Source organism: Facklamia sp. P13064 (genome assembly GCF_050409425.1).
GTDB lineage: Bacteria > Bacillota > Bacilli > Lactobacillales > Aerococcaceae > Facklamia.
In genome coordinates this window covers 254,190-274,199 of sequence record NZ_JBNUPM010000001.1, presented here as the reverse complement: position 1 = coordinate 274,199, position 20,010 = coordinate 254,190, and the positions used below count along the sequence as shown (strand labels likewise).

Sequence of the window (20,010 nt, the reverse complement as noted above, 5' to 3'; positions counted from 1 at the left end):
TATTATCTTTTTTCAGTTTATCTTTTATGCAATAATAGCAATGACTTAACAGAAGGGAGGTATTCCAATGAAAGACTTCTTTCGCAAACGTATTTTTCTCACGATGATTCTTTGTATCTTTTTAATTATATTAGAATTACTTACAGATTGGCATTTTCTTGGAATGTTTGCAGGAGGATTTTTGCTCATCAGTTTGAGCCTTTATATAGAGCGCTATTGGTTGAACCGATTGATTTTAGGATTGGGTTTGATTTTGGTTATTATGACGATTGTTTTAACCAAATCATTCTGGCTATTTCTTTTAACCATCTTTTTCGCTTTAATTGTCTTTAAAAAAGAGCATATCCATGAAATGGGTAATCTTTCGGAGAGTGTTTTACATCCAGCCCCTAAAGAGTCTGAGAGTTATTACGGGATTAAACTGCTTCAACCACAAGACCAGCAGCGAACAATCTTAGAATATCGCTCTCTTTTTGATATGCGAGAAGAAGGAACCAAGACTTCATATGAGTGGGATGATATTAATCTTGTATATTTTGGTGGAAATTCTATTATTGATTTAGGGAATACCCTCATTCCAGCAGGTGAGCATACGGTAGTCATTCGAAAAATGTTTGGCCGTGTTCGTTTAATCATTCCGAGGGATATTGGCTTGAAACTGAATATATCTTTAATTAGTGGCAATGTTTTATTTGAATCTCAAGACTATGTATTAACATTGGAAAACTTTAAATGGCGTAGTCCCGATTATCAACAGGCTAACCGCAAATTAAATGTTATTATTTCAAGCTTTATAGGAGATGTTGAGGTGATTATTTTATGAATTTACGGTTATGGATTCGTATCTTACTCAATCAATTAATTATTACATTGCTGATCTGTTTTTTTGTGGTTGGTCTTTGTGCATGGCAACTACCAGCTTTTAATATTGAAGACCTTTTTATAATTAAGATCTGGGACGTTCGATTATTTATCTGGGTAGTAGCCATTATTATTGCCTTCTCAGTCATCTATAGTTTATATCTTACCTTTTCACTAAATGATTCTTATGAACTGATTCGAGCAAAAATCAATTGGTTATTGTTAGGCAAATATCACCATCCGATCTTCAATAAAACCAACCGTAAATCTAGTCTCTATACACAAGATTATAGCTTGGCCCAAGATATTAACCGCCTGCGCAATCGCTTGGTTGATTTGACTGAAGACTTACAAGAATTTACAGCTGCTCCGGTCTTTGTCGGTGAAGAGACTAAGGAAGAAATTATCGAACATGAGCGTAGTCGCATAGCACGTGAACTTCATGATTCGGTATCCCAACAATTATTTGCTGCTATGATGATGTTGTCAGCTATTACTGAATCCTATCCTGAAGAGGAAAACCCTAAATTAAGTGCTAAGCTTGAAAAAATTGAATCGGTCATTGGAAATGCTCAAACTGAAATGCGAGCCTTGCTCTTGCATTTACGACCGGTTGACTTACAAGGAAAATCACTGCAACAAGGAATTAATAATTTGCTATTAGAACTACAAGCCAAAATACCTCTAGAACTGACTTGGGAATTAGATGATCCTAGATTAGAAACGGGAATCGAAGACCATCTCTTTCGGATTATTCAAGAAGCGGTGTCGAATACTATGCGGCATGCTCGAGCAAATAAATTAGATGTTTATCTAAGAGAAACAATGGATATGATAAATATTCGCATTGTTGATGACGGACGTGGCTTTGATCCTGTTCAATCGAAAAAGTCAGGCTCTTATGGTTTAACCAATATCCAAGAAAGAGTGAAGGGGATGGGAGGGGCGGTTTCGATAATTTCTTCTCCAGGGCAGGGAACGGTTGTCGATATTAAGTTGCCTTATAAACTTAAAAAATAAAATTATAAAACAAAGGAGTCAGTGTATGATAAAAGTATTATTAGTTGATGACCACGAAATGGTCAGGCTAGGTGTTTCGTCTTATCTAAGTATTCAAGAAGATATGGAAGTGGTGGGAGAAGCTAATAATGGCTTAGTAGGTTATCATCGTGCCCTGGATTTACGACCGGATGTTATTTTGATGGACTTAGTCATGGATACCATGGACGGAATTGAAGCTACGCAAAAAATTATGCAAGAGTGGCCCGAAGCTAAAATTATTATCGTGACATCTTTCTTAGATGACGAAAAAGTATATCCAGCTATTGAAGCAGGAGCTCAATCATATATCCTAAAAACTTCATCAGCTAAAGAAATCGCCGAGGCTATTCGCTCAACCTACCAAGGTAAGAGCGTGATGCAGGATGAAGTTACGCAAAAGATGCTAAATCGCGAAACCGAAGAAAGGCAAGTCCATCTGCATGATGATTTGACCAATCGTGAGCGTGAAGTCTTAGGATTGATTGCTAGAGGGTATTCCAATCAAGCGATTGCAGAAGAGTTGTTTATCACTTTAAAGACGGTAAAAACCCACGTCTCTAATATCCTATCAAAATTAGAAGTGGATGATCGCACACAAGCGACGATATATGCTTTCCAACATAATTTGGTGGATTAAGCAAAAAACTCGCTCAGATAAAAAAATTGCTATATGATAGATTCAGTTTATAGAGGAGGGAGTTGTTGCATTTGATTGCAACAAAGCATATGAAACTAACAGTAACAAATAAAGCTGCAGATTGGTTTAAGGAAGAAATAGGATTTAGCCAAGGTGCTGGTGTTCGCTTTAAAACAAAAATTTATGGATCGAGCCCTTTTGACAATGGTTTTGGGATTGCCATTGATTCTGTTCAGCCAGAAGACCCTTTAGTCACTTATCAAGCGCCCAATGGGGTCCTCTTCTTTATTGAACAAGATGACGAATGGTTTTTTGATGAATATGATTTAGAGGTAACTCTTGATGAAAGACTCTGTGAACCCACTTACAATTACATTAAGAATGGTCATTCCATTCATTAAATGAGGAGGATGTTTGTGTCAGCATTACAAAATCAAAACGCTATGAAAACTAAACGCTTAGTTATTTTAAGTATCTTCATGGCTATTATCCTATTACAAACTTGGGTACCTTTTCTAGGCTATATAGCCATACCCCCATTAAATATTACTATTATTCATGTAACGGTAATTGTAGCGACCTTATGGTTAGGCACTAAAGATGGTTTTATTATCGGAGCATTTTGGGGCTTGAACTCCTTGATTCGTGCTTATGTTATGCCAACATCGCCCATGTATGTTTATGTCTTTTCTTCACCATTAGTCTCACTTTTACCACGGATGATTATGCCTTTGATTGTTGGATGGTTTGCCCACCAAGCTCAAGATAAAATTCAAGATCGCTTGCGCTATATGATAGCAGGGGCCTTAGGTTCAATCTTAAATACAGTTTTCGTCTTAGGGGCAATTGGCCTCTTTAAACAGGCAGAGTATTCACAAATTAGTGGAGCCAATCTCGATAGCTTATGGCAGGTGCTCGGAGGTATTGTGTTAGTGAATGGTGTACCTGAGATGATCTTTTCAATTTTAGTGACGCCAATTTTACTGAATGCCGTCAAAAAATTACCTCAAACTCTTTAAGTAGGAAGTCCAAGATAATTCGTCTAAAAGCTGACTGACCTTCTTTGACATTTCCTCATGGAGATGCTAGTATGTATTTATACCTTTAATTGGGGGTGTCATGGTTTCGACAGGTGTTGTTCGAACCTTGGATGCGTCAGGTAGGCAGCGACTACCTCACCAACGCTACAGTTAAATATAACTGCAAACAATAATAACAATTTAGCTTTAGCTGCCTAAAAACAGCTGGCTAAGATCAGCCTAGCATCGCCCATGTGTTAGTTCCTGGTCTCAAATTAGTGGGATACGCTAAGTCTTTCCGTCTGTAAGCCTTAGAAGAGATAAGCAGACTCGCAAACACAAATGCCTGTTGGTCGGCTATGTGGGAGCTAAATAATAATAGACGCAACTATTGACGTAGATTCTTTGGTGGCGAGACATTTGGACAGGGGTTCGACTCCCCTCATCTCCATTGTATTTATTGTAATATCAAGGTTTGCAAGCATTTTGTCCAAAAAATGCCCAAAACTAGTTGAATTTGCAAAATACGCTGTTCATCCTATTATCATTATCTTGTCGCAATTCATCTATAATATGGATATAATATTTTCGTGTAATTTCTGGGGAACTGTGTCCCAATCTTTCGCTTATATATTCAATAGATAGTTGATTATGTAATAAGATACTTGCGTGAGTGTGCCTCAACGCATGAACAGTAATATTTTTAATGCCTGCCTTAGTGCAGGCTCTTTTTAATGTTTTATTTACTGAAGTAAGTGTGATTGGTTTATCTCCATAAGCTAGTAAATAATTATCAGGATTGCGGTTATTAATTAGTTTTTCGCGCTTCTTATAGGTTATAAACCATGCTAGTTTATCGGATATACCTTTATCAAGCTTAATGATGCGATTGCTTGACAGGGATTTAGTTGATTTTACTTCTTTGGTGTAATGATAATCAAAAGATTTATTGATAGAGATCGTATCATTTTCATGATTATAATCTTCAAATTTCAAAGCAAGTAATTCTCCAATTCTTGCGCCAGTAAATACTCCTAGTAATAAAGCGAAGCGAGAAGTCATTGAAGGATTGAAGCCATTATTTAAAACATCCAAAAGCTTGTTGACTTCATGTTCAGATAGATATTTTAATTCTTTGGACTTTTCAGGTTTATTTCCATGAATATCTATTTCGTGACTGGGATCAATAGGTATTAATCCATTTCTAAATGCGTAACGGACAACCAACTTTAAATGACTATGTAGCTTGCTAACTGTTTCCTTAGCATGTTTTTCAGCAAACCAATCAATAAATTCTTGATAGTCTAAATTATTTAGGCTGCTTAAATATTTGTCTCCAAAAAACTCTTTAACTCTTCGAATATCTCTTTCGTAGGCTTTTTGAGAGTGCGTACCTATCTTATCTTTTTTCTTTTTAAGGTAATAGATCTCCATAAATTGCCAAATAGGAGTATCCGCTTCAAATACATTGATATTCTGTAGAAGTTTCTTTTCTATTTCCTCTGCTTCAATTTTAGCCTCTGTTTTGGTTCTGAATCCTCCTTTTTCTTTTACTTTAAACTCGCCATTATCTTTATAACTAATTCGATACGACCAAGTACTACCTCTTTTTCTGTAGCTTGCCATGGTGCTCCTCCCTCACTTTTTTGACAAATGCCTTTATTTCTTGGTATTCTTCTTCATTTATTTCTCCTTCCGATAAATTTAAATGTAACCCATCTTCCACATTTAACTCCCGTTTTAATCTTTGGATAACTTCCACCTTGTTCATAATTCACCTCCTTTCAATGGGAACGTATGTTCTTTTAATGTTTAAAAGAAAAAGCCCGAAGGCTTAGTCTTTAAACCAAAATATCTCCATTTCTATCTGGCCTCTTAAATAAAGCACCAAAGAATGAAAACAAAGCTAGTATCGCTGGTATAAACGTCCAGCTGAACAAAAGATACATAAACCCTTTAAAATTATCACCTATATAAAATTTATGGATTCCAATTGCTCCTAAAAAGAAAATGATAATCAAGTAAAGAACTTTATTTACTTTTTTACGACCGTTATTATAATACATTCCTGGGTTTTCTGCGTGCTCCACAACTATATGATGAACTTCATGAGAATGATTTTTACTACTGTTGTTTTTTCTAAACACAAAAATTATTGTTAAAATTGCAATAAAAACTAAGTATTCCATCCGAAAATATTCCTCCAACTTTTAATAGTAGATTTTATTTATTTGCTAAACTCTGTCTATACTCATAGGCTTCAGGAGATTCAGTTATTTCAACAGTGAGTTCCTTATGAGAGTCCAGGATATCTTTGATCTTAGAAAAAGGAACTTTGAAATATTCTTTTCTGCTATTTACCTTGTTAACTCTGTATGCATCTAACTCTCTGTGTAATTCAGATTCTAATGCAAAAGCGTCTTCGCTAAACATAAGAGCGTGAACATCAAATTTAAACGGAACTGAAGCGCTACTAAGTTCTGCAATACGTTCTAAGGGTTCTAGACGTCTAGTGACACCAATCTTATAAATATCTTCACCAAAAGATCCGATGTTTGAGATTACATAAACATAACCTGCTGTTGCATGTCCTTCTCTATAATCAATATCCTCTTCGATTTCTTCAAGTTCTGAAATTTTATCTTGGTATGATGATAACTGTTTCAATAATTCTGGTTTCTGATCTTCAGTAGCGTTTTTTATCATCTTTTCAACATTTTCAATCATTTGCATATAGTGAGCTCTATCTTTTTCCAATTGAACTCTTTTTCTTTTTATTTCTTCTTGAAGCTTTTTGTCTTCTCTTTCTTTAGCTCTTTGTTCACGAAGTAAATCTTTTTCTTCTTGTTTAATTAGTTCATACTCTGCTGCCAGTTCTAATTCCTTAATTTTTAGTTTTAGGTATCTTTCACTAATTGCTACTTCATTTCTTTTATATAACTTATTAATCTGTTCAAAAATTCTTTTTAAAGCTTTAATTTTATTATCGGAGTTAGAAGTTGTAATTTTCGATAGAAGGCTATCAGCTTCTCCATTGAAGCCTCTAAGCATTGCCTTTATTAATTGGTTTTGCATTGTTTTTCCTTTAGATAAGCTATTATCTAATTTCATAGGGGTCAATATTAATCCAGCGCTATTATTTTTAATTAAGTCTTTTTCTTTCAACCGTATTTTTGCAAGCGCGTCTTTATATTTATCAGAATCACTAAATTTATACTTTCTTTTATACAAGCCATAATCTATAAACTCTAATTCCAAATTAGCTTCCTTAATTTTATAATTTAACTCTTCTAATAGGTGTTTCTTTTTTTGAATTTCAGTATCTAGCGAATTATTCCTAATTTTTGAAAATATGTTTTGTTTCTTAGATGCGTTATCCTCATTATTTAAAAATTTTTCATTTTCTTTTATTGGTAAAACTTTCTCTTTTTTAAATAAAAGACGCCCTAAATAAAATAAGATTAAAAATAAGATCAAATTTGTCAAAATATCTTGTTTAGTAAAATTTGTTAAAAGTCCCATAAGAACAAAAAAGCAAAGAAGTCCAAGAACAATTTTGTTGAGCCATCTCACAAGTATTCCTCCATTTCGTAAGGTATATAGTTTTCTTTTAAGATACAAAAACTTGATTTGTTCCAATCAATTTCTTTATCAAATAGACAAAGAGCTGTTGCAAATTGATTGGCTACTCTTTCCATTTTCCCTTTAGCATTTATACCGATGTGATAATAACTGACAACATCATAATCATTAATCGCATGCCATAGCTCGTGAGACATCACAAAATAGCGTTCTTGAGTATGCTCCAATTTCTTATTTAGTATGATTAATTGTTTATTGTAAATAGGTAAGTATATTCCTTTGAAATCGTCGTCGGTTGGGGCATAGCGAACATCTATCATATAATTATCAGCAATTTCAAAAGGGTTGCTAGTCTTATGATAGTTAACCAGATCAACTACTTTATCAATTATGGTTTGATTCATTTCCCTCCTCCTCTAAGAATGCTTTAACAACAGTAGTCAATACTTTAAGATTGTGGTCGCTTATTTTATTCCCGTTATAGGTTAAAGATCCTGATTTTATTAAATTTGTTATTTCAATGTCTTTTGGTGATGAATGCCCTAAGAGATAATCAACACTAACATTAAAGATTGTTGCAATTTCTTTTATAACTTCGATGCTGGGTTCTGTTTTTCCAACTTCCCATCGACCTATAGATTGTTGAGTAGTGTTAAGACGTTTTGCTAATTCTGATTGTGTCATATTGTAACGATCTCTCAATTCTTTCAGTCTGTTCCCAAACATACATTTCACCTTCCTAAATTTTATAAATATATTATACACAGAAAATGTGTTAAGAATACTATAAACACAGAAAAATTGTAAAAACTATTGACTAACACATAAATTGTGTTAATATGTAGTTATAAAGCAAGAAAGGAGTATGAAATGAATAAGTTATCAGAACTAAGAAGTTATTATGGTTATTCTCAAAGTGAGTTAGCAAAAATATTAAATACTAATCAACAAACAATTAGTAGGTGGGAATTAGGAGTAACAATTCCTAAACCTTATCAAATGCAAATGCTAGAAGATCTATTTAAAGTCGACAAGGAAGATATTTTTTTTAACCTATTTAACTCACAAAACGAGTTAAAAGTAAAATAAAACACAATTTAGGTTTGTTTATTCTTATCCTTTATAAAATTGAAGAAAAATACTTAAGGAGGTGGATGGATGTCGATTGAAGAACAAATAACACAATCGGTTATTACGGCACTTAAACTGCATTTGCCTGAGCAAGCAGATGTAAAGATTGAAATAAATCTTTTAGAAGCGAGTGAATTGGTTGGGAGAGACCGAGAAGATTTAAGGAAAGTTCTATATCTTAATCGCAAGGAAATAGAGAGCAGAGTGGGGAATTCAGGTTTTGTCATTTTCCCCGAAAATAGAAGTCGTTGGCGAATAGCAAGGAAACCGTTTATCGAATGGTGGGAGTCAAATCTATATAAAACAAAGGCGGTGAATTAGATGAACGAAGAAGAAATTAAAAAGACTGAAGAAGAACGCAACAAATTACTAATTTTTTATCTAATCATTTTATTATCAATCATTATAATAGGACCATTATTAGTTTACGGATTGTATCTGTGGGGGTGGTATTAATGTTTGAAAATGCTTTAAAAGCAGTTGTTTTTTACAAGAAACCAACATTTATCGTCGGAAGAATGTTGAGGGATGGGTGTGAATTGAACGACCAAGTTTTTTTAACTCTATCCAGGCTTGGGGCAGGATTGATTACACAGCAGCGAGCAATTTCAGAATTAGCAAGTGAATGGAAAACACAAAAAGAAAAAAGCCCGCACGGCAATGCGGACTAAACACTAAATCTAGGAGGATTATATCATGAATCAAAGACTTTTGAAAGGGACTACAGATAGTCTCGGGGTTCCATTGGAACCAGATGAAGATTTGCCAGTTGCTAAAGATTGGAAAGGCGAAGCACTTTATGAAGGTGATTCAGTAATTGAGTTTGATGGGGATCTTATTTATGATGAACCGACTGAAATAGCAGAGTATTTTAGACAATTTGATAGATATGAATTGCGCAAAGGAGTGAATTGTTAGTGAGGTTTAGCGAATCAACAAAAAACATCTTTAAGGCTTTGTCAGAATTTAAAAAAGAATTCAAGCAACCTTTAAAAGACGCAGATAACCCATTTTTTAAATCTAAATATGTTCCTTTGGAAAATGTGGTTCAGTCAATAGACAATGTAGCGCACAATCACGGATTAGCCTATGTTCAATCTACAATCACTAATGAGCAGGGACAAGCAGGAGTTACGACTATAATCACCCATTCGAGCGGAGAGTTTATTGAGTTTGATCCACTTTATTTAAAAGCAGACAAACCGACCGCACAAGGCATGGGCTCAGCTATCACATACGCTAGGCGCTATTCATTATCGAGCGCTTTTGGAATAGCAAGTGATGTTGATGATGATGGAAACGAAGCGAGCCAAAGTATCGGTCATAACAAAAAAGAAAAAGAAAGATTTAATAAAGCACAAAAACCGACTTTAGAAGAAACGATTAAACGTGCTGATCAATTAAGAACATCTATTCAAAATATTAAGAAAGTTTCGCGTCAACAATTAGATGAGTGGATATTTGAGTATTTAAAAGTTAAAAGTACAGAAGAAATCACTCCTGACATGTGGAACCAGGTTGTCCCATGGTTAATAAAGTTGGAAGCGAAAGCAAAGTCAGACGCGAAAAAGCAAAAAGAAGAACAAGAAGTTATTAATTGGGGAGGTAATTAAAATGAAAGATCTGATGCAAATTGTGGAGTTTAAACCTGATTTATACGAAATTAAAAATTTAAATCAAATCAAGGAATACGCAGAAAAAACTGCTAACAAATATAAAGGGATAGTTGTTGCTAGTGAAGAGACCTATCAAACAGCTAAAAAACAAAGAGCAGAAGTTAAAAAACTTAGAGAAGAAGTAGAAACTGCTAGAAAAAAAGTAAAGAATGACAAGCTGAAAGAGTTAGAAGATTTTGAAAAAGATATGAAAAGTATCTCTTCAATCTATAACGAAGCTTGGGAAGAGTTGGAAAATAATATAAAAGATTTTGAAGCGCGTGAGCGACAGGAAAAAGAAGATTTAATTCAAGTTTTGATTTCTAACCACGGAGAGGGCTTTGAAATAGAACACAATCCAAAGTGGACGAACAGAACTTTTTCTGAAGAACAAATAGCAGAAGAAATCAAACATCAAGTACAAGATATAAAAGAAAAAATTGAAAAGAGAAAGCAGGAATTGAAAGTCATTGAACAAGCTGTACTAGCTAGCGGATTAGAAGATACCGCTGGTTGGATAACTATGTATGACAGGGGAATCGACTCTCAAGAAATATTGCAAAGGATTTTTAAAGCAGGAGAAGACAAGAAAAGTCTTGCTGCGCAAAAAGAAAATAAGATCCAAGAAGAAAATATAAACACAAATCTCTACAACCAAGATTTAGAAATAAAAAACATTAAAGACGAAGAACCTCAAGAAAAAATTGTAGAAGATATTATCAAAATTAGAGGGACAATAAAACAGTTTAACAATTTAAATGAATATCTTGTTAGTACAGGTATGAAAGTTGAACGCTATTATCCTGAAAAAAATTAAAGAGGGGATATTATGCGCTGTGAAGTTAAAAACTTTAATGACCATGAAATTTTACTAAAAACACATGATTCAATTGACTTTAATAAATTTACAGAAAACACATGGAACGGTCGCATATTTGGATATTTTGAACCTTGGATTAAAGGGAGTAGCACAGACCAGCAACGGAAGCACTATTGGGCATTAATCGGAGACATACATGATTATACAGGAGAACGTAAGGGTCGAATCAATCTTAACATGAAAGCTTTGTATATGATTGAAAAAGACACAGATAAAGAGCCTTCGATTGCTAGAAATAAAATGAAAAAAGAAGAAGTAGCAGAATGGTTAGATATGATAATTCATTACTGCATTGATAAACAAATACCATTTCAGCATCCAGTTGGGTACGTACCGAGCGATATTACTAAGTATGTTTACAAGATGACTATGAAAAGAATGTGTGTTGCTTGTCATAAATACGCAGAAATACATCATGCAACAAATCTAATTGGTATGGGCAATAACCGAAGTAAACATAATCATTTGGAGTCAACATTTTTACCTCTCTGCAGGGAACACCATCAACTAATACATAACAAAGGGTTAGATTGGTTTTGCGCAGAATGGAATGTGGTTCCAATTAAATTATCCAGGGAAGATCTAAAAGAATTAGGGGTGATGTAATGAGTGAAAACAAACGGTATTACTGGCTTAAACTAAATGAAAACTTCTTTAAGGAAGATACAATTCAATGGATAGAAGATCAAGAAAACGGAAAAGATTATGTGATTTTTTATTTAAAACTATGCTTAGAGTCTTTAAAAGATAATGGTAAGTTGGTTCGCTATGTAGGAGAGAAATTAATTCCATACGATGTAAAAGCACTAGCAAAACTAACTGGCACGTCATTAGATACAGTAGCAGTCGCAATGAAAACATTTGAACAAATTGGTCTTGTGGAAATGTTAGAGACGGGAGAACTCTATCTTAAACAAATAAATGAAATGATTGGAAGCGAGACTGATTCTGCTAAGCGAATGAGAAAACTCAGAGCAAAAGAAAATCTGACTGAGCTTCCCGAACCGTCACATTGTGACAACAACGTTCAGAAAAGTGACATTGTTGTTCAGAAAAGTGACACAGAGAAAGAGATAGAGAAAGAGATAGATATAGATATAAAGAAAAAGAGTAATAAGTCTCAGCAATCGAAGTCTCGATATGCTGAGGACTCTAACTATTTCTTACTTTCCAAATTTTTATTATCTCTTATCAAAAAAAGGAATCCTGAACATAAAGAACCTAATTTACAAAACTGGGCAGATGATTTCAGAAAATTAGTCGAATTAGATAATAGAGATTTAAGTCAAGTGAAGAATGTTGTTATTTGGTGTCAGAATAACGACTTTTGGCAAAATACTATTCTAAGTCCAGCTAAAGTACGGAAACATTATGACAAGCTTGTCTTACAGATGAATAGTCCGAATAAGACCCGTAATCAGCACATAAAAACTGAACCAGTGCCAAGCTTTATGACGAATAAGCAAGAAGTGAAATCAGAAGTTGTTAGTAAAGAAAAGCAAGAAGAAATGAAGAAAAGACTGAAAGAAACTTTGAAATCTTGATGGGAGGATTTTAAATGTATGCAGTTATTAATGAATAAGTATCAGATACCTTTAACAATAGCTAAATATGATTACAAGACGGGTAAATTTACGCATGAATATTTTTAGGAGGGATTATTATCAACCATGTAAATTTAATAGGTCGTCTAACTAAAGAAGTAGACCTTAGATATACTTCATCTGGCACACCAGTTGGCAATTTCACTTTAGCAGTAAATAGGAGCTTCACAAATGCAGAAGGAGAAAGGGAAGCAGATTTTATAAGATGTGTGATTTGGCGTAAAGCTGCAGAGAACTTAGCTAATTTTACACGTAAAGGGTCACTAATCGGTGTTGAAGGATCCATTCAAACTAGAAATTATGACGATGATCAAGGAAACAAAGTTTATATCACAGAAGTTAACGTTAGGAACTTCCATTTGTTGGAACCTAAAGAAGTGACAGAGCAAAGACCGATAGACAACAACAGCCAACAGACATATCCTTCAAATCGGCAAAACGTGCCACAGGAGGCCTTTTCTCCTAGCAACCAATATAATCAACCGTTTACACAACAAAACGGCTCACAGGCGCAAGATTTCAGTAATATAGGCATGGGAAAGTCAGAAATCAATGAAGATGATTTACCATTTTAGAATTTCCATAGCCAAGGAAAGATAGAGAACTTGTTTGAAAGAGGAAAGGAGAAGGCGAGTGAATAAAGTTAAGTGCGAGCTTTACAACGATCATTTTCAAAATTATAAAAGATATGGAATTCCAAAAGCCCAGCTTGTTATTGCAGACATTCCTTACAACTTAGGAAATAATGCGTATGCAAGTAGTTTGGAATGGTATGTGGACGGAGATAATAAGAAAGGTGAGTCAGAAAAAGCTGGAAAACAATTTTTTGATACAGACAGTGATTTCAGAATATCTGAATATATGCACTTTTGTTCAAAGTTATTAAAGAAAGAGCCAAAAGAGAGAAATCAAGCGCCAGCAATGATCGTTTTTTGTGCCTTTCAACAAATGCAAATGGTAATAGATTATGGTAAGAAATACGGCTTTAAAAACAATTATCCGATTATTTTTTGTAAAAAAAGTTCTTCGCAAGTTTTGAAATCTAACATGAAAATTGTAGGAGCGACTGAATATGCCGTTGTATTATACCGAGATAAACTACCTAAATTTAGAAATAACGGGAAAATGATAAAAAACTGGTTCAATTGGGAAAGTGACAGTCGAAAAACAATTCCTAAAGTTCATCCAACGCAAAAGCCCGTTCAATTATTGAAACGTCTAATTGAAATTTTTACAGATGAAGGGGATATCGTTATTGATCCTTGCGCAGGGAGCGGGTCAACGTTGAGAGCCAGTTTGGAGTTAGGTCGACATTCTTACGGTTTTGAAATAAAAAAAGATTTTTATAAAAAGGCAAAAGAAGAGATGTTATCTAATGTGCCTTTGCAAAGTAGTTTATTTTAAACAATAAAAGAGGAGGATAAATAAATGCTACCAAAATTTAGAGCGTGGGATAAAGCGACAAACAAAATGCGAGGTTGTTATGGATTTAATGAGATGGAAAACGAAGTATACGTATCTAGTGTCGCTAATGACGAGTTTAATGGGAGATTAAGAACAGTTCATGCTGTTAAATGCAGACCTGATGAAGTTGTTCTTATGCAATCAACATTTCTTAAGGACAAAAATGGTACCGACATCTTTGTCGGCGACATAATCAAAACCGACTCAACACAGGGTGTGGTTTTATACGATGTTTTAGAGGGCTTATATCACATTAACGGAGATCCCTTGCAGTATTTCGTTAGCGAAACGAATTCTAATAATTCTCAAACCGAAATTCAAGTCATCGGAAATATCTATAAAAACCCAGAACTATTGGAGGACTAAAAATGAAAAGAGAAAAACTTGAAACCTATTTAGGTAAGAATGTCGAATTATCATTTTTTGATGGCGATGTCATTCGTGGTGTATTAAAAAAGAGTGAATATCCAAAATATTATTGTTGTTTTAGGCCTATAAAGAGTAATACATATTTTAGGACCAGTCACGTTAAAAAAATAAAAGAGTTATTGGAGGACAAGTAAATGAAAGAATTAATAAAAGAAATTGAACAGTTTGTCGATGATGCCTTAGACCCAGATGTTGAAGATTTTTTATTAATGCTAAGAGATAGGTTACTTGAACTGGAAAAGAAGGAGGCTGATTAAATGTTAACAAAAGAATTTATTAAAAAAGTTAAAGAGAGTAATGAAGATTGGGACGTAGAGCTAGCGGATAAATGTATATACATTAAAATAGGTCGTACATATTATTGTAGTGTAAGAACTGATGAAACCTATGCTGTTGACACAAGATATGGAGATTTTTATGAAACGAGCGAAACAGATAAAGAAAAACTTTTTAAATTATGCGTTGAATACGCGTCAACGCCGATTGAAGAACGAGAAGATAGGTTGTCGGATATCGAAAGAGCTATTTTAGAAAATGTTGAAGGTATTAATTACATTGCTAGAGATAGGGATAATAATCTATACGCTTACAAAGACAAGCCGACTAAAGACTCTTACGGCTGGAAAGTAAATAATAATATCGATGACTATATAAAATTAAATAAAAATTTATTCTCCTTTATCAAATGGGAAAATCAAGAACCGACTGAAATTATTGATTTACTGGAGGCTGATTAAATGCCACTAATCGTAGCATTATTATTAACCGTACTTATCATGTCATCAATATACAGAAAGGACGAGTTCGATTGAAAGAACGAAAAGTAGGAGATCGCTACCGACCCATTGTAACGATTAAAAAGATGAAAAAGGGTAAAGCTACTGTTATTGAAGCGAGTGGGAACACTTATATCTTAAGACACCCTGACCAGTATAGGAGGAAAGCATGAAGCAATTTAAGATTTTAGTAAAAGATGTTCACGGAAATCAAAGATATGTTTACTTTGATGCTAAAACGATTCAAGAAGCAGAAACTGAAGCAAAAGCAAAATATCATTCAGTAGTTGCCATTGAAGAAGTAACGCCAAGCATGGATCTATTCGAGGTGTTTTAAAATGGCGAATGATAGGCACAGAGCAGTAGCGAGAGCAAAGTATAATACGTTTTTGCGACTATCAAAAAAGATAAAGTATCTAACGCTGAAAGCTTTGAGAGGTATATTTGGAGGTGATTGATTGAAGCGCAGTACATTTAATTATATTCAGGATATATTGAGAGATTATCCGAAACTTGATAAATACATCGAAGAACGAGAAGAAGAATTGCGTTATCCGTTTAAACCAACCGATATTAATGCTGGTATTCAAGGCAATGGACGTAACGATAAGATGACTAATATGTTGATAACCATCGAAGAAGATAAAAGAATCACTGCATTAAGGCGTAATCAACGTGTTATATCGGACAATTTGGACGAATGCGATGAAGATACTAAAACAATTATTAATGAATTGTATCTCAAAAAATATCCAAGGTACACAATGAATGGATTGGTAGAAAATAAGATTATCTATTGTAGCAGGAGTCAGGCTTTTAATTTAAGAAATCGATTCTTCGAGAATATCGCTGATGATTTAGGACTAGATAAATAGATTGTGGACTTTTTGTGGATTTTGAAGGGTAGTATATGTGTTAAATTTGTATTGTGGGAAGTTAACAAACAGACCGCGTCTATGTATTGTGTTCTAAAAATATAGACAAAAAAACTTTTAGCAACTGTGGCGGAATAGGTAGACGCTTAAAAGGGATAAGACATATTACGTGGGCAACCCTTGAACAGTAATGTGTTATGTAAGGTGCAAATCCTTACCAGTTGCATTGCGGATTGTGATTGGTCCGCAGACTCGTACAACCAAAATCACCTCCTTTCTTACCACCCTATGCGACGAGGGTGGTTTTTGGTATAATTTTATTATCTTAATTTAAAGGAGGGAAAAATGGCAACTGTTTTTATTGGAGGATATATGCTACTGTATTTTATTTTATTGATTGTTATGATTTTTATATGGTTAGGATTTAAAGTCAGTCTTTATAAAAAAGGTGAAATAAATGAGAAGGATAGAACTATTAGGTTTATAAAAAAATATCTTTTTAAAAGTTCAGACGAATTTATAAATTTTGTCTTTTTTTGTCTTTTACTAACTGTTTCTTTTATTATCTTTTTTTGTGGTTCCTTCCTTGTGTACTCTCTTGAGAATACTAATTATTGGTATAAATTAGGAGAGATATTTATGGATAAATCGATGGATATTGTTCTGGTAGGTATTTTAGGCTTGTTTTTAAGCAGAGTAATTCAGAATATTAAATAGGTTATAACTTAAAGACACCCATTCGGTGTCTTTTTATTATGCATTGAAAGGTGGTGGTCTATTGAGTGGCTAAAATGACAGTTAAACAGAAGAAGTTTGCTGATGAATATATAGTGAGTGGGAATGCGACACAAGCTGCTATTAAAGCTGGTTATAGTAAAAAATATGTAAATACTAACGCTTCTAAATTACTACAAAATACTACAATTAAAACTTACATAGACCAGCGCTTGAAAGAGATTGAAAAAGATAAGATTGCAACCGCTGATGAAGTCATGCAAAAGCTCACTTCCATTCTAAGACAAGAGTTGACGGAGGAAAAGATAGAAGTTAGTCCGATTACCGGAGAGTTCCTAACAATTAATAAAAAACCTAGCATAGCAGAAGTTATCAAAGCAGGCACCGAAATCATGAAACGCTACCCGCTAGACGCCAACGAAGGGGCAACCTTTGTTATCAACTATAAGGGGATTCCTAACGATGAAGATTGATGTTGATTTAACAAAAGAAGTAAATCCTAACTTTTATTGTTTATGGAATTGTAAAAAGCCTTATCGGGTTTTAAAAGGTGGACGTAGTAGTTTTAAATCTTCAGTTATCGCTCTAAACATTATTGATGATTGGATCATGAACTATTTGACTAAAGGTAAAAAGGCTAATGTAGTTGTTATTCGTAAGGTGGCTAATACCCTAAGAGACAGTGTTTATCTAAAGCTGCAATGGGCGATTAGTAAGTTTGGTATGCTTAACCAATTCGATATGAACGTATCGCCTTTGAGAATTAAGCATAAAGCCACTGGATCTACTATCTTTTTCTATGGCCAAGATGACTTTTCAAAGTTGAAATCAAATGATATTGGTAATTTAATTAGTGTTTGGTATGAAGAAGCAGCGGAGTTTGATAGCTTTGAAGAGTTTGACCAGACCAATGCAACTTTTATCCGACAAGGACATAAGGATGCTAAGCAAGTGAATATTTACTGGTCTTATAATCCGCCTCGTAATCCCTATTCATGGATTAATGAGTGGTCTAGCAACTTAAAAGGCAATAACCTATACCTCGTTCACTCAAGTAGTTACCTTGATGATGAATTGGGCTTTATCAATGAGCAGATGCTAGAAGAAATTAATCGAATTAAGGAAAATGACTTTGATTACTATCGTTATATCTACTTAGGCGAGCCAGTCGGACTGGGTGACAACGTCTATAATATGGATTTATTTAAGGTTATAGACGAGTTTCCAGAAAATGATACATTAATCGCCTTATATCTTTCGACGGATACAGGGCATCAAGTTTCAGCGACAACAACCTCTTGTTATGGTTTGAGTGCTAAAGGAAATGTTTATCTGCTTGATACTATTTACTACTCTCCAGAAGGTAAGGTGGTAAAAAGAACACCAGTTCAACATTGCGAGACCATCTTTGAATTTGAGCAACGAATGATTAAGGAATGGAAATTGCCGATTAGGAACTCAACCATTGATTCGGCTGAAGGAGCCATTCGTAACCAATATGTAGACTTATATGGTGCTTATTTACATCCAGTAGCTAAGAAGAAAAAAATAGACATGATCGACTATGTGCAAGAATTGCTCGCACAGGGTCGGTTTTTTATTTTGGATAAACCAAGTAACGAAATATTTATTAAAGAACACCAACAATACAGATGGGAAGAAAGGTCTATTAAAAACAATCCAAGTAACCCAGCAGTTATTAAAGTAGCAGATCATACATGTGATAACTTCCAGTATTTTGTATGTGACAACTTAGACGATTTAGGATTGACAGCAGGTAAGGGGGTTAGTTAATGTTTGAAAAATTAAAAAGTTTAATTAGAAAGGTGGGGGTCACAATCGGATTAGTAAGTGAAATAAAAAGTGTTGAAGATCATAAAGACCTAGTGATTGATGAGAAGGCATATTCAAGGATTAAACAAAACAAATCAATTTACAGTGGGTTCTTTGAAGATTGGCACAAGTTAAAATATCGTAATTCTAATGGTGATATTAAGACCAGGAATATGGTGACACTTAATGTTGCTAAAGTCATGGCTCAAAGAATGGCAAGTCTTATCTTCAATGAGAAGGTGATTATTGATGTGACTTCAAGAGGCAAACCACCAGAGAACGAAGAAGATAAAGCACATGAGTTTATAAAACAAACCCTAAAAGCTAATGGCTTCCATAAAAACTTCCAACGTTATTATGAGTACTGTATGGCTTTAGGTGGTATGGCTATTAAAGTTTATGAACATAATGGCAAAGTTAAGCTTGCTTGGGCCAGCGCAGATACTTTCTTCCCTCTTTCGAATGACTCTGATGTAATTGATGAAGCCGTATTTATCAATGAAGAAACTAAAGACGGCAAGTATTATACACTTTTAGAGTGGAATGAATGGGAAGGTAATAACTATGTTGTTAGAAATGAACTTTACGAGTCAAAAGACAGTAAGAAATTAGGGGTTAAAATTCCTTTAAATACTTTGTACGAGGGATTGGACGAAAGAACCGTTATTCAAGGCCTATCAAGGCCTTTGTTTATTTATATCAAGCCTAATATTGCTAACAACAAAGATTTAACAAGCCCTCTAGGTATCTCGTTGTATGAGAATTCCTATGACACGCTTTATTTTATTGATTACCTATATGACTTCTTCATGAACGAATTTAAGTTAGGTAAGAGACGGATTACTGTTGACCCAACAATGCTTAAGGGTATTGCTAAATATGATAATAGAGGTCAAACAGTTGGCTTTGAAAAAGTCTTTGATACAGAAGAAACAGTATTTACTCCGATTGGTAAAGCTGATGAAGGTATTAAAGATTTATCGGTTAGTTTACGGTCGCAAGACATTATTGATTCAATCAATGCGAATTTAGAGTTGTTGAGTATGCAGGCTGGTTTATCTCCAGGTACTTTTACTTTTGATGGTAAATCAGTAAAGACAGCTACAGAAGTAGTAAGCGAGAATTCTTTGACTTATCAGACTAAGAACAGTCATGGAACTTTAGTTGAAGAAGGTATCAATGAGCTAGTGACCACTATTTTAGAGGTGGCATATCTATGTGATATCTATGATGGCGATTTAGAAGTTGATGTATCTGTTGATTTTGATGATTCTATCGCTCAAGACAGAAATCAGAACTATCGCTATTATTCATCCGCTACAATCGATGGATTGATGCCTAAAGCAGAAGCGATCCAACGTATTTTCAATGTGAACGAGGACACTGCCAATGAGTGGTTAAAAATAATTAACCAAGAAAAATCTCGTCCGATGATTCGATCAGAACAAGTAGATATGCTTAACTTATCGCCGTTGAATATGGAGTGAT

32 protein-coding genes and 1 other RNA gene are annotated in these 20,010 nt (G+C 34.2%); 27 read left to right on the top strand and 6 right to left on the bottom strand.

Annotated features, from left to right (window positions below):
* The first annotated feature begins 67 nt into the window (after positions 1-67).
* The 6 genes from liaF (at position 68) to ssrA (ending at position 4,012) form a co-directional block, all read left to right on the top strand.
* On the top strand, positions 68-823 hold the full coding sequence (gene liaF / locus ACQV2S_RS01360) for a cell wall-active antibiotics response protein LiaF (RefSeq protein ID WP_428884897.1): 756 nt from the start codon (positions 68-70) through the stop codon (positions 821-823).
* On the top strand, positions 820-1,881 hold the full coding sequence (locus ACQV2S_RS01355) for a sensor histidine kinase (protein ID WP_428874247.1): 1,062 nt from the start codon (positions 820-822) through the stop codon (positions 1,879-1,881). Before liaF ends, ACQV2S_RS01355 begins: the two co-directional genes overlap by 4 nt.
* Before the next feature lie 25 nt (positions 1,882-1,906).
* Complete coding sequence (locus ACQV2S_RS01350) at positions 1,907-2,539, top strand: response regulator (protein ID WP_428874246.1); 633 nt, start codon at positions 1,907-1,909, stop codon at positions 2,537-2,539.
* A 65-nt stretch (positions 2,540-2,604) separates the two neighbouring features.
* Positions 2,605-2,940, top strand: a complete 336-nt coding sequence (locus tag ACQV2S_RS01345; RefSeq protein WP_428874245.1) for a HesB/YadR/YfhF family protein — start codon at positions 2,605-2,607, stop codon at positions 2,938-2,940.
* A 15-nt stretch (positions 2,941-2,955) separates the two neighbouring features.
* A complete protein-coding gene (locus ACQV2S_RS01340) occupies positions 2,956-3,558 on the top strand; it encodes an ECF transporter S component (RefSeq protein ID WP_428874244.1) in 603 nt (200 codons plus the stop codon).
* 91 nt (positions 3,559-3,649) lie between these two features.
* Positions 3,650-4,012, top strand: a transfer-messenger RNA (tmRNA) gene (gene ssrA / locus ACQV2S_RS01335).
* A 53-nt stretch (positions 4,013-4,065) separates the two neighbouring features.
* On the opposite strand, the gene ACQV2S_RS01330 is transcribed toward ssrA, so the two are convergent.
* The 6 genes from ACQV2S_RS01330 to ACQV2S_RS01305 all read right to left on the bottom strand — a co-directional run bounded on the left by ACQV2S_RS01330 (position 4,066) and on the right by ACQV2S_RS01305 (position 7,866).
* On the bottom strand, positions 4,066-5,184 hold the full coding sequence (locus ACQV2S_RS01330; protein ID WP_428884896.1) for a tyrosine-type recombinase/integrase: 1,119 nt from the start codon (positions 5,182-5,184) through the stop codon (positions 4,066-4,068).
* Positions 5,159-5,329: a hypothetical protein gene (locus ACQV2S_RS01325; RefSeq protein WP_428884895.1), complete on the bottom strand. Its 171-nt coding sequence runs from the start codon at positions 5,327-5,329 to the stop codon at positions 5,159-5,161. Before ACQV2S_RS01325 ends, ACQV2S_RS01330 begins: the two co-directional genes overlap by 26 nt.
* 70 nt (positions 5,330-5,399) lie before the next feature.
* Positions 5,400-5,747, bottom strand: coding sequence for a TM2 domain-containing protein (locus ACQV2S_RS01320; RefSeq protein WP_428884894.1), 348 nt, complete (start codon positions 5,745-5,747; stop codon positions 5,400-5,402).
* Between the two features lie 34 nt (positions 5,748-5,781).
* Entirely contained in the window at positions 5,782-7,131 is a 1,350-nt protein-coding gene (locus tag ACQV2S_RS01315) for a DUF4041 domain-containing protein (protein WP_428884893.1), read from the bottom strand.
* Complete coding sequence (locus tag ACQV2S_RS01310) at positions 7,128-7,544, bottom strand: ImmA/IrrE family metallo-endopeptidase (RefSeq protein WP_428884892.1); 417 nt, start codon at positions 7,542-7,544, stop codon at positions 7,128-7,130. Before ACQV2S_RS01310 ends, ACQV2S_RS01315 begins: the two co-directional genes overlap by 4 nt.
* Positions 7,525-7,866 carry a helix-turn-helix transcriptional regulator gene (locus ACQV2S_RS01305; protein WP_428884891.1) on the bottom strand — a complete coding sequence of 114 codons (342 nt, stop codon included), beginning with the start codon at positions 7,864-7,866 and terminating at the stop codon, positions 7,525-7,527. Before ACQV2S_RS01305 ends, ACQV2S_RS01310 begins: the two co-directional genes overlap by 20 nt.
* Before the next feature lie 144 nt (positions 7,867-8,010).
* Between ACQV2S_RS01305 and ACQV2S_RS01300 the strand changes: the two genes are divergently transcribed.
* The 21 genes from ACQV2S_RS01300 to ACQV2S_RS01200 all read left to right on the top strand — a co-directional run bounded on the left by ACQV2S_RS01300 (position 8,011) and on the right by ACQV2S_RS01200 (position 20,009).
* Positions 8,011-8,229 (top strand): helix-turn-helix transcriptional regulator, encoded by a 219-nt coding sequence (locus ACQV2S_RS01300; RefSeq protein WP_428884890.1) that lies wholly within the window; start codon positions 8,011-8,013, stop codon positions 8,227-8,229.
* 69 nt (positions 8,230-8,298) lie between these two features.
* Entirely contained in the window at positions 8,299-8,592 is a 294-nt protein-coding gene (locus ACQV2S_RS01295) for a hypothetical protein (protein WP_428884889.1), read from the top strand.
* 134 nt (positions 8,593-8,726) lie between these two features.
* Positions 8,727-8,942 (top strand): hypothetical protein, encoded by a 216-nt coding sequence (locus ACQV2S_RS01290; protein WP_428884888.1) that lies wholly within the window; start codon positions 8,727-8,729, stop codon positions 8,940-8,942.
* A 25-nt stretch (positions 8,943-8,967) separates the two neighbouring features.
* Positions 8,968-9,189 carry a hypothetical protein gene (locus ACQV2S_RS01285; RefSeq protein WP_428884887.1) on the top strand — a complete coding sequence of 74 codons (222 nt, stop codon included), beginning with the start codon at positions 8,968-8,970 and terminating at the stop codon, positions 9,187-9,189.
* A complete protein-coding gene (locus ACQV2S_RS01280) occupies positions 9,189-9,884 on the top strand; it encodes an ERF family protein (protein ID WP_428884886.1) in 696 nt (231 codons plus the stop codon). Before ACQV2S_RS01285 ends, ACQV2S_RS01280 begins: the two co-directional genes overlap by 1 nt.
* A 1-nt stretch (position 9,885) precedes the next feature.
* Complete coding sequence (locus ACQV2S_RS01275; RefSeq protein ID WP_428884885.1) at positions 9,886-10,743, top strand: DUF1351 domain-containing protein; 858 nt, start codon at positions 9,886-9,888, stop codon at positions 10,741-10,743.
* 12 nt (positions 10,744-10,755) lie between these two features.
* Positions 10,756-11,412: a putative HNHc nuclease gene (locus tag ACQV2S_RS01270; protein WP_428884884.1), complete on the top strand. Its 657-nt coding sequence runs from the start codon at positions 10,756-10,758 to the stop codon at positions 11,410-11,412.
* Entirely contained in the window at positions 11,412-12,350 is a 939-nt protein-coding gene (locus tag ACQV2S_RS01265) for a phage replisome organizer N-terminal domain-containing protein (protein WP_428875922.1), read from the top strand. Before ACQV2S_RS01270 ends, ACQV2S_RS01265 begins: the two co-directional genes overlap by 1 nt.
* Positions 12,351-12,466: 116 nt before the next feature.
* Positions 12,467-12,985, top strand: coding sequence for a single-stranded DNA-binding protein (gene ssb / locus ACQV2S_RS01260; protein ID WP_428884909.1), 519 nt, complete (start codon positions 12,467-12,469; stop codon positions 12,983-12,985).
* A gap of 58 nt (positions 12,986-13,043) precedes the next feature.
* Positions 13,044-13,814 (top strand): DNA-methyltransferase, encoded by a 771-nt coding sequence (locus ACQV2S_RS01255; RefSeq protein WP_428872865.1) that lies wholly within the window; start codon positions 13,044-13,046, stop codon positions 13,812-13,814.
* Positions 13,815-13,838: 24 nt separating this feature from the next.
* Positions 13,839-14,240 carry a YopX family protein gene (locus ACQV2S_RS01250; RefSeq protein ID WP_428884883.1) on the top strand — a complete coding sequence of 134 codons (402 nt, stop codon included), beginning with the start codon at positions 13,839-13,841 and terminating at the stop codon, positions 14,238-14,240.
* Positions 14,241-14,242: 2 nt separating this feature from the next.
* Positions 14,243-14,437, top strand: a complete 195-nt coding sequence (locus tag ACQV2S_RS01245; RefSeq protein ID WP_428875928.1) for a hypothetical protein — start codon at positions 14,243-14,245, stop codon at positions 14,435-14,437.
* Positions 14,438-14,560, top strand: a complete 123-nt coding sequence (locus ACQV2S_RS01240; protein WP_428875929.1) for a hypothetical protein — start codon at positions 14,438-14,440, stop codon at positions 14,558-14,560.
* Entirely contained in the window at positions 14,561-15,040 is a 480-nt protein-coding gene (locus ACQV2S_RS01235) for a hypothetical protein (RefSeq protein ID WP_428884882.1), read from the top strand.
* A gap of 71 nt (positions 15,041-15,111) precedes the next feature.
* A complete protein-coding gene (locus ACQV2S_RS01230; protein ID WP_428884881.1) occupies positions 15,112-15,252 on the top strand; it encodes a hypothetical protein in 141 nt (46 codons plus the stop codon).
* Positions 15,249-15,416 carry a hypothetical protein gene (locus ACQV2S_RS01225; protein WP_428884880.1) on the top strand — a complete coding sequence of 56 codons (168 nt, stop codon included), beginning with the start codon at positions 15,249-15,251 and terminating at the stop codon, positions 15,414-15,416. The genes ACQV2S_RS01230 and ACQV2S_RS01225 overlap by 4 nt, the downstream gene beginning before the upstream one ends.
* A gap of 121 nt (positions 15,417-15,537) precedes the next feature.
* Entirely contained in the window at positions 15,538-15,954 is a 417-nt protein-coding gene (locus ACQV2S_RS01220) for a transcriptional regulator (RefSeq protein ID WP_428884879.1), read from the top strand.
* A gap of 345 nt (positions 15,955-16,299) precedes the next feature.
* Positions 16,300-16,671 carry a hypothetical protein gene (locus tag ACQV2S_RS01215; protein ID WP_428884878.1) on the top strand — a complete coding sequence of 124 codons (372 nt, stop codon included), beginning with the start codon at positions 16,300-16,302 and terminating at the stop codon, positions 16,669-16,671.
* 74 nt (positions 16,672-16,745) lie between these two features.
* Complete coding sequence (locus ACQV2S_RS01210; RefSeq protein ID WP_428884908.1) at positions 16,746-17,162, top strand: terminase small subunit; 417 nt, start codon at positions 16,746-16,748, stop codon at positions 17,160-17,162.
* A complete protein-coding gene (locus ACQV2S_RS01205; protein WP_428884877.1) occupies positions 17,152-18,483 on the top strand; it encodes a PBSX family phage terminase large subunit in 1,332 nt (443 codons plus the stop codon). Before ACQV2S_RS01210 ends, ACQV2S_RS01205 begins: the two co-directional genes overlap by 11 nt.
* Complete coding sequence (locus ACQV2S_RS01200) at positions 18,483-20,009, top strand: phage portal protein (protein ID WP_428884876.1); 1,527 nt, start codon at positions 18,483-18,485, stop codon at positions 20,007-20,009. Before ACQV2S_RS01205 ends, ACQV2S_RS01200 begins: the two co-directional genes overlap by 1 nt.
* Position 20,010: the final 1 nt, after the last annotated feature.

Coding starts and splice junctions, on each gene's coding strand:
- ACQV2S_RS01240 (WP_428875929.1), top strand. CDS start 14,438: ATGAAAGAATTAATAAAAGAAATTGAACAGTTTGTCGATGATGCCTTA.
- ACQV2S_RS01285 (WP_428884887.1), top strand. CDS start 8,968: ATGAATCAAAGACTTTTGAAAGGGACTACAGATAGTCTCGGGGTTCCA.
- ACQV2S_RS01235 (WP_428884882.1), top strand. CDS start 14,561: ATGTTAACAAAAGAATTTATTAAAAAAGTTAAAGAGAGTAATGAAGAT.
- ACQV2S_RS01205 (WP_428884877.1), top strand. CDS start 17,152: ATGAAGATTGATGTTGATTTAACAAAAGAAGTAAATCCTAACTTTTAT.
- ACQV2S_RS01270 (WP_428884884.1), top strand. CDS start 10,756: ATGCGCTGTGAAGTTAAAAACTTTAATGACCATGAAATTTTACTAAAA.
- ACQV2S_RS01355 (WP_428874247.1), top strand. CDS start 820: ATGAATTTACGGTTATGGATTCGTATCTTACTCAATCAATTAATTATT.
- ACQV2S_RS01250 (WP_428884883.1), top strand. CDS start 13,839: ATGCTACCAAAATTTAGAGCGTGGGATAAAGCGACAAACAAAATGCGA.
- ACQV2S_RS01300 (WP_428884890.1), top strand. CDS start 8,011: ATGAATAAGTTATCAGAACTAAGAAGTTATTATGGTTATTCTCAAAGT.
- ACQV2S_RS01200 (WP_428884876.1), top strand. CDS start 18,483: ATGTTTGAAAAATTAAAAAGTTTAATTAGAAAGGTGGGGGTCACAATC.
- ACQV2S_RS01310 (WP_428884892.1), bottom strand. CDS start 7,544: ATGAATCAAACCATAATTGATAAAGTAGTTGATCTGGTTAACTATCAT.
- ACQV2S_RS01245 (WP_428875928.1), top strand. CDS start 14,243: ATGAAAAGAGAAAAACTTGAAACCTATTTAGGTAAGAATGTCGAATTA.
- liaF (WP_428884897.1), top strand. CDS start 68: ATGAAAGACTTCTTTCGCAAACGTATTTTTCTCACGATGATTCTTTGT.
- ACQV2S_RS01225 (WP_428884880.1), top strand. CDS start 15,249: ATGAAGCAATTTAAGATTTTAGTAAAAGATGTTCACGGAAATCAAAGA.
- ACQV2S_RS01305 (WP_428884891.1), bottom strand. CDS start 7,866: ATGTTTGGGAACAGACTGAAAGAATTGAGAGATCGTTACAATATGACA.
- ACQV2S_RS01330 (WP_428884896.1), bottom strand. CDS start 5,184: ATGGCAAGCTACAGAAAAAGAGGTAGTACTTGGTCGTATCGAATTAGT.
- ACQV2S_RS01350 (WP_428874246.1), top strand. CDS start 1,907: ATGATAAAAGTATTATTAGTTGATGACCACGAAATGGTCAGGCTAGGT.
- ACQV2S_RS01275 (WP_428884885.1), top strand. CDS start 9,886: ATGAAAGATCTGATGCAAATTGTGGAGTTTAAACCTGATTTATACGAA.
- ACQV2S_RS01320 (WP_428884894.1), bottom strand. CDS start 5,747: ATGGAATACTTAGTTTTTATTGCAATTTTAACAATAATTTTTGTGTTT.
- ACQV2S_RS01295 (WP_428884889.1), top strand. CDS start 8,299: ATGTCGATTGAAGAACAAATAACACAATCGGTTATTACGGCACTTAAA.
- ACQV2S_RS01265 (WP_428875922.1), top strand. CDS start 11,412: ATGAGTGAAAACAAACGGTATTACTGGCTTAAACTAAATGAAAACTTC.
- ACQV2S_RS01210 (WP_428884908.1), top strand. CDS start 16,746: ATGACAGTTAAACAGAAGAAGTTTGCTGATGAATATATAGTGAGTGGG.
- ACQV2S_RS01290 (WP_428884888.1), top strand. CDS start 8,727: ATGTTTGAAAATGCTTTAAAAGCAGTTGTTTTTTACAAGAAACCAACA.
- ACQV2S_RS01215 (WP_428884878.1), top strand. CDS start 16,300: ATGGCAACTGTTTTTATTGGAGGATATATGCTACTGTATTTTATTTTA.
- ACQV2S_RS01325 (WP_428884895.1), bottom strand. CDS start 5,329: ATGAACAAGGTGGAAGTTATCCAAAGATTAAAACGGGAGTTAAATGTG.